Origin of the sequence: Mesorhizobium sp. B1-1-5, from assembly GCF_006443065.1 — a bacterium.
Lineage (GTDB): Bacteria > Pseudomonadota > Alphaproteobacteria > Rhizobiales > Rhizobiaceae > Mesorhizobium.
Genome location: NZ_VFWS01000150.1, coordinates 1 through 11,091 on the forward strand (window position 1 = coordinate 1; position 11,091 = coordinate 11,091).

15 protein-coding genes are annotated in these 11,091 nt (G+C 62.7%); 7 read left to right on the top strand and 8 right to left on the bottom strand.

Features of this window, described 5'->3' with window-relative positions; genetic code table 11:
• The 3 genes from FJ980_RS27130 to coaD form a co-directional block, all read right to left on the bottom strand.
• The coding region (locus FJ980_RS27130; RefSeq protein WP_140546752.1) for a peptidylprolyl isomerase at nt 1-500 on the bottom strand (500 nt) is incomplete at its 3' end.
• Between the two features lie 29 nt (nt 501-529).
• Nucleotides 530-1,027, bottom strand: a complete 498-nt coding sequence (locus FJ980_RS27135; protein ID WP_246676569.1) for a peptidylprolyl isomerase — start codon at nt 1,025-1,027, stop codon at nt 530-532.
• A 111-nt stretch (nt 1,028-1,138) separates the two neighbouring features.
• Nucleotides 1,139-1,639, bottom strand: a complete 501-nt coding sequence (gene coaD, locus FJ980_RS27140; protein WP_140546754.1) for a pantetheine-phosphate adenylyltransferase — start codon at nt 1,637-1,639, stop codon at nt 1,139-1,141.
• A gap of 292 nt (nt 1,640-1,931) precedes the next feature.
• Here coaD and FJ980_RS27145 point away from each other — a divergent pair, with 292 nt between their 5' ends.
• Entirely contained in the window at nt 1,932-2,084 is a 153-nt protein-coding gene (locus FJ980_RS27145; RefSeq protein ID WP_095765297.1) for a hypothetical protein, read from the top strand.
• 41 nt (nt 2,085-2,125) lie between these two features.
• On the opposite strand, the gene gyrA is transcribed toward FJ980_RS27145, so the two are convergent.
• A complete protein-coding gene (gyrA, locus tag FJ980_RS27150; protein ID WP_140546755.1) occupies nt 2,126-4,912 on the bottom strand; it encodes a DNA gyrase subunit A in 2,787 nt (928 codons plus the stop codon).
• A gap of 163 nt (nt 4,913-5,075) precedes the next feature.
• Nucleotides 5,076-5,906, bottom strand: a complete 831-nt coding sequence (locus tag FJ980_RS27155; protein ID WP_140546756.1) for an AraC family transcriptional regulator — start codon at nt 5,904-5,906, stop codon at nt 5,076-5,078.
• An 85-nt stretch (nt 5,907-5,991) separates the two neighbouring features.
• On the opposite strand from FJ980_RS27155, the gene FJ980_RS27160 reads away from it, so the two are divergent.
• Entirely contained in the window at nt 5,992-6,525 is a 534-nt protein-coding gene (locus FJ980_RS27160; protein WP_140546757.1) for a hypothetical protein, read from the top strand.
• 148 nt (nt 6,526-6,673) lie between these two features.
• Nucleotides 6,674-7,303 (top strand): MarC family protein, encoded by a 630-nt coding sequence (locus FJ980_RS27165; RefSeq protein WP_140546758.1) that lies wholly within the window; start codon nt 6,674-6,676, stop codon nt 7,301-7,303.
• Nucleotides 7,304-7,403: 100 nt separating this feature from the next.
• On the opposite strand, the gene FJ980_RS27170 is transcribed toward FJ980_RS27165, so the two are convergent.
• The 3 genes from FJ980_RS27170 to FJ980_RS27180 all read right to left on the bottom strand — a co-directional run bounded on the left by FJ980_RS27170 (nt 7,404) and on the right by FJ980_RS27180 (nt 8,925).
• Nucleotides 7,404-7,829, bottom strand: coding sequence for an OsmC family protein (locus FJ980_RS27170; protein WP_140546759.1), 426 nt, complete (start codon nt 7,827-7,829; stop codon nt 7,404-7,406).
• A gap of 138 nt (nt 7,830-7,967) precedes the next feature.
• The gene (locus FJ980_RS27175; protein WP_140546760.1) at nt 7,968-8,366 is read right to left on the bottom strand and encodes a DUF2306 domain-containing protein; all 399 of its coding nucleotides are present in this window, start codon (nt 8,364-8,366) and stop codon (nt 7,968-7,970) included.
• A 34-nt stretch (nt 8,367-8,400) separates the two neighbouring features.
• Complete coding sequence (locus FJ980_RS27180; protein ID WP_140546761.1) at nt 8,401-8,925, bottom strand: single-stranded DNA-binding protein; 525 nt, start codon at nt 8,923-8,925, stop codon at nt 8,401-8,403.
• Nucleotides 8,926-9,162: 237 nt separating this feature from the next.
• Here FJ980_RS27180 and FJ980_RS27185 point away from each other — a divergent pair, with 237 nt between their 5' ends.
• From FJ980_RS27185 to FJ980_RS27200, 4 genes are all read left to right on the top strand, one after another.
• On the top strand, nt 9,163-9,477 hold the full coding sequence (locus tag FJ980_RS27185) for a metalloregulator ArsR/SmtB family transcription factor (protein WP_140546762.1): 315 nt from the start codon (nt 9,163-9,165) through the stop codon (nt 9,475-9,477).
• A complete protein-coding gene (locus FJ980_RS27190) occupies nt 9,474-9,950 on the top strand; it encodes an SRPBCC domain-containing protein (RefSeq protein WP_140546763.1) in 477 nt (158 codons plus the stop codon). The genes FJ980_RS27185 and FJ980_RS27190 overlap by 4 nt, the downstream gene beginning before the upstream one ends.
• A gap of 26 nt (nt 9,951-9,976) precedes the next feature.
• Nucleotides 9,977-10,582 carry an ATP-dependent Clp protease proteolytic subunit gene (locus FJ980_RS27195; RefSeq protein WP_140546764.1) on the top strand — a complete coding sequence of 202 codons (606 nt, stop codon included), beginning with the start codon at nt 9,977-9,979 and terminating at the stop codon, nt 10,580-10,582.
• A 75-nt stretch (nt 10,583-10,657) separates the two neighbouring features.
• Nucleotides 10,658-10,939, top strand: coding sequence for a hypothetical protein (locus tag FJ980_RS27200; RefSeq protein WP_181181315.1), 282 nt, complete (start codon nt 10,658-10,660; stop codon nt 10,937-10,939).
• Nucleotides 10,940-11,091 lie beyond the last annotated feature (152 nt).

An 11,091-nucleotide genomic window follows, 5' to 3' on the forward strand; every position in this document is an offset into this window, starting at 1 on the left:
GCCGCGACCTTCAGCGACACGATCTTGTCGGGATCCTGCACCGGCTCGCCGCGCTTGATCTTGTCGACATTCTCCATGCCTTCGATGACCTGTCCCCAAACCGTGTACTGGCGGTTGAGGAAGGCCGCGTCGTCGAAGCAGATGAAGAACTGCGAGTTCGCCGAATTCGGGTTCTGGGCTCTGGCCATCGAGCAGGCGCCGCGACCGTGATTGGCGTTGGAGAATTCGGCCTTGAGGTCCGGCTTGTCGGAGCCGCCCATGCCCGCGCGCGACGGCGCATAAGTGGGCTTGCTCGAATTGCCGAACTTGACGTCGCCGGTCTGCGCCATGAAGCCGTCGATGACGCGGTGGAACACCACGCCGTCATAGGCGCCTTCGCGCGCCAGCTCCTTGATGCGGGCGACGTGCCCGGGCGCCAATTCAGGATACATTTCGATAACGACCGGGCCCTTGGTGGTTTCCATGATGAGCGCGTTCTCGCGGTCCTTGATCTCAGCCATGTCGGAAAATCCTTTGAAAATTGAGGGAGTTACTTACTGTCAGCGGCGATGCGAACCTTGATCATGCGGTCGGGGTCGGTGACCGTGCCGTTGTCCGCCTCGTCGCCCTTCTTGATCTTGTCGACGAGATCCATGCCGCCGACCACCTTGCCGACGATGGTGTACTGGCCGTCGAGGTTCGGCGCCGGCGCGAACATGATGAAAAATTGCGAGTTGGCCGAGTTCGGGTCCTGCGAGCGGGCCATGCCGACCACGCCGCGCGCGAACTGCTCGCTCTGCGAAAACTCGGCCGGCAGGTCGGGAAGATCGGAGCCGCCGGTGCCGACGGCTTCGGGGTTGAAGCCCTTCTTCATGTTGCCGAATTTGACGTCGCCCGTCTGCGCCATGAAGCCGTCGATGACGCGGTGGAAGGCGACGTTGTCGTAGGCGCCGTCGCGCACCAGCTTCTTGATCTGCGCGACATGCTTGGGCGCCAGATCGGGACGCAGCGCGATGGTCACGTCGCCGTCCTTGAGGGTGATGATCATGGTGTTTTCCTTGTCGGCGGCGACGGCGGGCAAGGACGCCGCGAAAAGGCCGGCAAGCACGACAAGGAACGAAGCGAGCTTCTGCAGCTGCATGGGTATCTCCGGGAAAACCTATTTGGTGAACTTGGCGGCGAGCGCGCCGGCAACGGCCGTAGGCACGAATGGGCGGATATCGCCGCCCATCGACGCAATCTGGCGCACAAGTGTGGCGGTAATGGTGCGCACCGAAGGGCTGGCGGGCAGAAAAACCGTCTGCAATTCCGGCGCCATCGTCTCGTTCATGCCGGCCATCTGCATTTCGTAATCGAGGTCGGTGCCGTCGCGCAGCCCCCGGATCATAATCGAGGCGCCGTGCTTGCGGGCCGCGTCGATGACCAGCCCGTCGAAGGAGACGACCTTGATACGATCGCTGTCGCGGCCGAATTCGGCCTTGGTTGCGGCCTCGATCAGCTCAACGCGTTCCTCGAAGGAAAACAACGGCTTCTTGCCCGGATGAATGCCGATCGCCGCGTAGACGATGTCGGCCACTGCCAGCGACGCTTTCAGCACATCGAGATGGCCATTGGTCAGCGGGTCGAAAGAGCCGGCGTAAAGGGCGGTGCGTTCGGTCATGGCAGGCTTCTAGCGAGCCTCTCGAACAAAGGCAAATCTCATTAATTGCCTAGGGCAATTCCAGGAAAAGTGTGAGCGGTTTTCCGTTCGGAATTGCGCCAAAACGAGGAGGCAGAGCGGTTCGCCGTTTCCGTGAAACGGTGAAACGCTCTGCCCGTGAACCTTTTCGCGCCGATGAACGACAGATGAACGCGGCAATCACGAATGTTTCACTCAGCGTTCACTAGGTTGCCGCTTCAAGGGATGAAACCAAATCCCCATGTCATCGTTGTAAGCCCAGGAGAACACGCAAATGCTGATCTACATGCTTGCCACTGCAATGACCATCGTGATGCTGATCGCGACTGCATTCGGGTTGCATCAGGAAGCAGCGCGGGTGCGCGTCAAGGCCAATACCAAGCGGCTCGATGGTTTCGCCCATCGCAACGTCTACCGTCGCCACTGATCATGATTGCACCGGCCCGGAGAGGCCGGTGAAGCTTGAACTTATTCGCCTTCGCCCATGTCGTCGGTGCCGGTCTCGCCTGAAGCCACTTCTTCGGCCTCTTCGTCCGACTGCGGTTCCGAAATCCGCTCCACCGATACAACCTTCTCGCCTTCGGCCGTGTTGAAGATCGTCACGCCCTTGGTGGCCCGGCTGGCGAAGCGTATGCCGTTGACCGGCACGCGGATGACCGTACCGCCGTCCGAAACCAGCATGATCTGATCGTCATTGCCGACTGGGAAAGTCGCGACCAGCCGGCCAATCTCGGCTACCTTCGACACATCGGTGGCGCGGATACCTTTACCGCCGCGGCCCGTCAGCCGGAAATCGTAGGACGACGAGCGCTTGCCGTAGCCATATTCGGTCACCGTGAGTACAAGCTTCTCATGCGCCTTGAGGAACTCGTAGCGCTCCTCGGAAAGCTCGGCTTCCTCGCCGATTTCCTCATTGGTGAGCGCGATCTCCTCTTCCTCGCCGGCTCCGCCGGCGGCAAACCTGCGCTCCGCCGCGGCGCGCTTCAGATAGGCCGCGCGCTCTGCGGGCGACGCATCGACGTTCTCGATGATGGACATCGAGATGATGCGGTCGGTCTCGGCCATGGTTATGCCGCGCACGCCGACGGAATTGCGGCTCTGGAACACACGCACATCGGAGACCCGGAAACGGATGCACTGGCCGGAATTCGCGGTCAGAAGCACATCGTCATTGTCGGTGCAGGTCTCGACGCCGAGGATCTCGTCGCCCTCTTCCTCCAGCTTCATGGCGATCTTGCCGTTGCGGTTGACCTGGACGAAGTCGGACAGCTTGTTGCGGCGCACGGTGCCGCGCGTGGTCGCGAACATCACATCGAGCTCGCCCCAGCTGGTTTCGTCCTCCGGCAGCGGCATGATCGTCGTGATGCGCTCGCCCTGCTCGAGCGGCAGCATGTTGATCAGCGCCTTGCCGCGCGATTGCGGGTTGCCGATCGGCAGCCGCCAGACCTTTTCCTTGTAGACGATGCCGCGCGATGAGAAGAACAGCACCGGCGTGTGCGTGTTGGCGACGAACAGGCGGGTGACGAAATCCTCCTCCTTGGTCGACATGCCGGAGCGGCCCTTGCCGCCGCGGCGCTGCGCCCGGTAGAGCGAAAGCGGCACGCGCTTGATGTAGCCGGAATGGCTGACGGTCACGACCATGTCCTCGCGCTGGATCAGGTCCTCGTCTTCCATATCCGAACCGCCGTCGGTCAGCTCGGTGCGGCGCGGTGTGCCGAATTCGTCGCGGACCGCGATCAGCTCGTCCTTGACGATCAGCTGGATACGCGCGCGCGATGACAAAATATCAAGGAAATCGACGATTTCAGCGCCGATCTGGTTCAATTCGTCGGCGATCTCGTCGCGGCCGAGGGCGGTCAGGCGCTGCAGGCGCAGGTCAAGAATGGCGCGCGCCTGTTCCTCGGACAGATTATAGGTGCCGTCTTCGTTGATGCGATGGCGCGGATCGTCGATCAGCTGGATCAGCGGAGCGACATCGTGTGACGGCCAGCGCCGCTCCATCAACTGCTCGCGCGCCGTCTGCGGATCCGGCGCGGTGCGGATCAGCTTGATCACCTCGTCGATATTGGCGACCGCAATCGCCAGACCGACCAACACATGCGCCCGCTCGCGCGCCTTGCGCAGCAGATATTTCGTGCGGCGGCTGACGACTTCCTCGCGGAAGCCGACAAAGGCCTTCAGCATGTCGATCAGCGTCAGCACTTCCGGCTTGCCGCCGTTGAGCGCCACCATATTGGCGCCGAACGAGGTTTGCAGCGGCGTGAAACGGTAGAGCTGGTTGAGGACAACGTCGGCTACGGCGTCGCGCTTCAACTCCACGACGACGCGGTAGCCCTGGCGGTCGCTCTCGTCGCGGATGTCGGAAATGCCCTCGATGCGCTTGTCGCGGACCAGCTCGGCCATCTTCTCGATCATCGAGGCCTTGTTCACCTGATAGGGAATCTCGGTGACGATGATGGATTCGCGGTCATTGCCGCGCTGCTCGATCTCGACGCGGCCGCGCATGACGATCGAGCCGCGGCCCGTCGAATAGGCATTGTAGATGCCCGAACGGCCAAGCACGATGCCGCCGGTCGGGAAATCCGGACCGGGCACGATCTCCATCAGCGCCGTCAGGTCGACCGCCGGATTGTCGATGAGAGCGATGGCGCCGTTGCAGACCTCGACGAGATTATGCGGTGGAATGTTGGTGGCCATGCCGACGGCGATACCGCCGGAGCCGTTGACCAGAAGGTTCGGGAAACGGGCCGGCAGTACCTTGGGCTCGCTTCCGGACGCGTCGTAAGTATCCTGGAAATCGACGGTTTCCTTGTCGATGTCCTCCAAGAGCTCATGCGCGACCTTGGTGAGCCTGGATTCCGTGTAGCGCATCGCCGCCGGCGGATCGCCGTCGATCGAGCCGAAATTGCCCTGACCGTCGATCAGCGGCACGCGCAGCGACCAGTCTTGCGCCATGCGCACCAGCGCGTCATAGATCGATGCATCGCCATGCGGATGGTATTTACCCATCACGTCGGCGACCGGACGGGCCGATTTCACATATTTGCGGTTCCAGTGGTAGCCGCTCTCATGCGAGGCATAGAGGATGCGGCGATGCACCGGCTTCAGGCCGTCCCGCACGTCGGGCAGCGCACGGCTGACGATCACGCTCATGGCGTAATCGAGATAGGAGCGCTGCATCTCCTCGATGATCGAAATCGGCTCGATGCCGGTGGGGCCGCCGTCCGGCCCGCGCGGTGTCTTCTGGTCGGTCAAATCAGGTCACAATCCAGTCGGGAATCACTCACCGCTTATATAGGAAGCCTCGCCGAAACTCCAATGTCGGCCGGACTTTTCAAGAGACAATTTTAATGGCAATTTCAAATGGATATCGCTGATTGCGACGATATGGCCAAGGTCGATTTCGCTGCGGCCGGCGTCAGCGCCCTCTGGTCCGTCTGGCGCGATAGGCGCCGGGAGCTTGTCCCATCTCGCGCCGGAACCGGCGGTTGAAGGTCGACAGATCGTTAAAGCCGGCATCGAAGGCGATCGTCGAGATCGCCGCGCCCGAGCTGCGCAGACGCACCGCGGCGCGGTGCAGCCTCGTCCTCAGCAGGAACTGATAGGGCGTCATGCCGGCAACCTGCCGGAACGTGCGCAGGAAGTGAAACGGGCTTGTCGCCGTGCCGGCGGCGAGCTTGGTAAGCGACAATGGTCGATCGGCGTTGAGCTCGATCAGCCGCACCGCCTCGGCAACGCGTTTCTGGTCGCGGCGGCTGGGCGCCCGGCCAGGTGTGGAAGTGTCGGCCGCAGCCGTGGCGACCGCCCCGGCCATGCGCAGGCCGAGTTCCTCGAATGCCTCGCCGTCGCCCGCTTCCCGTGCCGCTTCCGCCTCGGCCAGCAGAGGCGCCAGCGCCGGCAAGGGCGGCAGGCGCGGATGCGTAAAGCCGAGCCGTTTCACATCCGGCAGGTCGGCCAGGACGCGCTCCAGATAGGCCGGCGAAAAATGGAAGGAGAGGCAGCGGTCGCCGGCGCCGTGCTCATGCCCGCATTCATAGCAGGCGCCGGGATTGCCGAGCAGGATGGCGCCCGGCGCCAGCATCGCCGTCCCCTGGCGCGTGCGGTAGCGGAACGCGCCCCTGGTCACGGCGGCGACGCAAAAGCTGCAATGCTCTTCCTCGAATGGCTTGTCGCCGGCGACGGCCGTGCACACCACGTCGGACACCTGCCAGCCATGTCCGGAAGCCAGAGTCTTCTGCGCGGTCGCCATGGCTGAAAGATAGCAATTTTTCCCAAGCGCAGAACCCTGCCATACCGCTACTACTGGCCCTCTCCTGACAAACGAGGCAGCAACAATGACCGATCCCTTTGCCGAGGCCCTGCACAGCGACGGTCCAAAACTGGACCTTGCCGAAAAGCTGAAACTCTATGGCCGCTTCATCGGCGCATGGACGTTCGATGCCACACGCATTCTCAAGGATGGCACAAGGCTCACGGGTCGCGGCGAAGTGCATTTCGGCTGGGTTCTCGAAGGCCGCGCCGTGCAGGACGTCTGGATCTTGCCCGCGCGGAACACCGGGGCCCAGACTTCGCTCGGAGCATGGACCTTCTACGGCACCACATTGCGTGTCTACGATCCGGGCGCCGACGCCTGGCACATCTTCTGGAGCGACCCGCGCAACCAGTATTACAGCCGCCAACTCGGCCGCGCCGAGGACGGCACGATCGTCCAGGTCGGTGCCGACGGCACCGGCGCGTCTGTGCGCTGGAGCTTTTCACGCATTACCGAAAACTCGTTTCGCTGGCTCGGCGAGCGCTCGCGTGATGGCGGCGCGACCTGGCGCATGGAGGTCGAGTTTCTGGCTCGCCGCCTAAATGAACCTCGATAGCGATCGAAAAGCCGCAAGGAATTGAAAGTAGCGATCCTTCGCGCCTGCTTTCACAGCTTCGCACACCATTTCCTTCCGCTTTCCAGCGCCCGGGCTTTGCTCTACCAATTGCGGAGACTGGGCTTCGCCCGGCGGGAGGGGACCAGCGATGCCGAGTTTCGACAGCCTGTTCAACGCCTTCGTCACCATCCTGGTGACCATCGACCCGCCGGGACTGGCGCCGCTGTTCCTTGCCGTGACGCGCGGCATGAACCGTGACGAGCGCCAGCAGGTTTCGGTCCGCGCCTCGGTGATCGGCTTCCTGGTCATGGCGTTGTTTGCGATTGCCGGCGCCTCGATCCTGTCGGTGTTCGGCATAACGCTGCCGGCCTTCCGCGTCGCCGGCGGCTTCCTCTTGTTCTTCATCGCCTTCGAAATGGTGTTCGAACGCCGACAGGACCGCAAGGAGAAGATCGGCGACGTCGCCATCACCAAGGACATGATTCACAACATCGCCGCCTTCCCGCTGGCAATCCCGCTGATCGCCGGTCCGGGCGCCATCTCGGCAACCGTGCTGCTGTCGGGCTCCTTCCAGGGTTTTGGCGCACAGGCGGCGCTGGTCGGCATCATAGCGATCTGCCTGGTGATCACCTTTCTGGTTTTCGTGCTGTCCGAGCGCATCGACCGCATCCTCGGCCAGACCGGCCGATCGATCCTGACCCGTCTGCTCGGCGTCATTCTCGCGGCGCTTGCCGTGCAGTTCGTGGCGGACGGCATCAAAGCGCTGATGGCCGCTTGAACAGTATCCTACTGCCTACTGCCTACTGCCTACTGCCTACTGCCTACTGCCTACTGCCTACTGCCTACTGCCTACTGCCTACTGCCTACTGCCTACTGCCTTACTTCGCCGCCGTCTCGACCACCTCGAAATCGTGCGTGATGGTCGCCGTCTTGGCCATCATGGCTGAAGCCGAGCAGTATTTTTCGATCGACAGATCGATCGCGCGTTTCACCTTGTCGTGCGACAAGGCTCTGCCCTTGACGATGAAATGCATGTGGATGCGGGTGAACACTTTTGGATCGGCTTCGGCCCGGTCGGCGTCGAGCTCGACCACGCAATCCTCGACCGCCTCGCGGCCCTTCTCGAGGATGTGCACGACATCATAGGCGGAGCAGCCGCCGGTGCCGATCAGCACCAGTTCCATCGGGCTCGGTCCCGGCGTTTTGCCTTCCGGCCCGTGCGCAGTGCCCAGCACGACCTTGTGGCCGCTGCCGGACTCGCCGACGAAGGTGCGTTCCTCGACCCATTTGACGCGTGCTTTCACGTTGATCTTCCTTGAAAAATTCCCGTCCGCGCCAAGGCGTGTTGAGGTTCAGGTCAGGCCGCGCCTTAAAGTACGTGAGCACCGGAAGCGCAGGAAGCCGGCATTTGCAGGCCGGCCTCACCTGAATATCAACACGCCTTACTGGCCGAACACAACGGCGTGCATGATCCGGCCGGGCAGCAGCGTGAAGATGCCGGCGCCGACCAGCGCGAACAGATAGAGCTTGATCATGGCGCCGCGATGCGCGGTTACCTTATGCGTGTGCGCATACCAGGTCGCCAGCGGCACGGTGACCAGCACCAGGATCGACAACAGATGGATCGGGCTGAACGGACCGACAAGCCGGATCTGCTGGATCCAGAAGCTCGATATGGCGATGACCAGCATCAACGCCACCCAGGTGTAGCCCAGCACACGATGACGCACAGTACCTTTCGGCAGCGCCAGCTGGGCGCCGCCGATGGCTAAAGCGGCGAAGGCCGCGAATGCATGCCACGGAATGGGAGGCGACGCCGACAGAAGCGGTCCGAGCGACATCGCGCCTTCCCCTTAGACGGCCGTTTCGAGACGATTAAAACGGGATCTCGTCGTCCAGCTCGCGTGACGAGCCGCCGCCACCGCCGCCCCTGGAGCCGCCACTGCCGCCGCGGTTGAAGCTTTCATTCGGGCTGGACTGGCCGAAATCCGAGCCTCGGCTGTTGCCGCCGCCGGAATAGTTGCCGACCTGGCCGCCGCCGCCCTCGCCGCGCGCGTCGAGCATCTGCAACTCGCCTCGGAATTTCTGCAGCACGACCTCGGTGGTGTATTTGTCGGCACCGGTCTGGTCCTGCCATTTGCGGGTCTGCAGCTGACCCTCGACATAGACCTTCATGCCCTTCTTCAAATACTGCTCGGCCACCTTGGCGAGCTGGTCGTTGAAAATGACGACGTTATGCCACTCGGTCTTTTCCTTACGCTCGCCCGAGTTCTTGTCGCGCCAGCTTTCCGACGTGGCGATGCGAATGTTGACGACCGGATCGCCGGAATTCAGGCGGCGGATTTCAGGATCCGCTCCGAGATTGCCGACCAGAATGACCTTGTTGACGCTACCCGCCATCTTACTTCTCCGCGCTCATCCGAAACAAATTTCAAGTCGCTCACCTTACAGCCTGCGGGTCGTCGCCGCCCGCAAAAGGCTGGCTTTTCCCCACAAGGTTTTTGTTCTCTTTTCGTTCTAGTCATAGCTGCACTTTCTGTCAAGGAATGTCAGCAAAGGCAGGCTTGAACGTGCGTCTTGATATGGCGATCAAATAGACGCTTGCCAAATCGATAAGTATCGACTTATGCTTCTGCCATGATCGAAGCAGAGATTTTCCGCGCTCTGGCCGACCCGACGAGACGCGCGGTTTACGAGCGGCTGACCGCCGGCGAGATGAGCGTGAGCGAGCTGCGCGCCGGCATGAGCGTGTCCCAGCCGGCGGTCTCGCAGCACCTTGCCGTCTTGCGCGGCGCCGGCCTGGTGGTCGAGCGACGCGCCGGCCGCAACGCCTATTACCGCGCCGATCCGCAAGGGCTCGACCCGCTGCTCGACTGGATCGAACGCTACCGCGCCTTCTGGCCGGAACGCATCGAGAAGTTGAAGACGGTTCTGAAAGGAATGGACCAATGACGGCAACCGAAAATCCGACGGTCAACGAAGCGCCGCTCAATTTCGAATGCGAGCTTCCCGAGCCGCCGGAAAAAGTCTGGCGGGCATTGACCGAGCCGGAACTGCTGGCGGCCTGGATGATGCCGAACGACATGAAGGCGGAAGCCGGCGCCCGCTTTGCCTTTGCCGGACCGGATGAACCGATCGAATGCGAGGTGCTCGAGGCCGAGCCCGGCAAGCTGCTGCGCTATTCCTGGCATCAGCGACCCGACGCGAACGACCGCGACGGGTTTCCGGCCTTCGACAGCATCGTCACCTTCACGCTGGCGCGCACCGCCTCAGGCGGCACGCATCTCAGTATCGTCCATGACGGCTTCGTGCCGGTGGCGGAACCTGTCCTCGCCATTGCCGGCGCTGGCTGCGGGCTCTCGCTTCACGCGCGCAAGAACCCGATCGCCGCCAACGCGCCGTGCATGATGCTGCGCGCGGCCTGATCAACGAAAAACCGAGGAGACCCGACATGAGCGCCCTGGCCAATCTGGTGCCGATGGTCATCGAACAGTCGAGCCGCGGCGAACGCGCCTTCGACATCTTCTCGCGGCTGCTGCGCGAGCGCATCGTCTTCATCAACGGCGAGATCAATGACAGCGTCTCGGCGCTGGTCTGCGCGCAGCTTCTGTCGCTGGAATCGGACCACCCCGACAAGGAGATCTCGATCTACATCAACTCGCCGGGCGGCATGGTGACCAGCGGCTTCGCCATCTACGACACGATGCAGTACATCTCCTGCCCGGTGTCGACGGTCTGCATGGGCTTTGCCGCCTCGATGGGCTCCTTCCTGCTGATGGCCGGCGCGCCGGGGCGGCGGATCGCGCTGCCCAACACGAGGATCGTGCTGCATCAGCCGCTGGGCGGCTTCCAGGGCCAGGCCTCAGACATCCAGCGCCATGCCGAGGACATCGTGCGCACCAAGCAACACATCACCGAGCTCTACGCCAAGCATTGCGGCCGGACCTACGAGGAGGTCGAGCGCACGCTCGATCGCGATTACTTCATGAGCGCCGCGGAAGCCAAGACCTGGGGCCTTGTCGACCACGTCTACGACACCCGCAAGAAAGCGGCCTGACGTTGCGGGCAGGCGCGCGGCAAATTGATCGCCGCGCGTCTGGCATTGCCCTAGCCGCGTCCCTATAGTCCGCGCATGATCAGGCCCGTTCAGCCCAGACATCTATGCGCCGCCTTCGCCGCGCTTGCCGGCATGCTGATGGCCGGCGCCGCCCTTGCCGACGACCGTTCGGCGCAGAAACTGCCTGGCGTCAGCGGCGACTACCGCATCGCCAAGCCGGCGCCGCAGCCGGAACCGGACGACGCGCTGCCGGCCGGCAAAGGCAGCCCCTTCAAGGTCGGCAACACCGATGTCAGGATCGGCGGCAGCATCACAATTGACATGGCGACGGGCGGCATGAAGCTACCGAACCACTGATAGTTCGGTCGTCACAGAAATCTTGCCGGATTGGCCGTCAGCGCAATCCACAACTCTGGCGATCGGCTGAAGCCCTTCTCAATTCGTCATTCTAGGGCGGAGCAAGGAGCGACGCGAAGCGGAGCGCAGACCCTGGAATCCATGCCGTGACG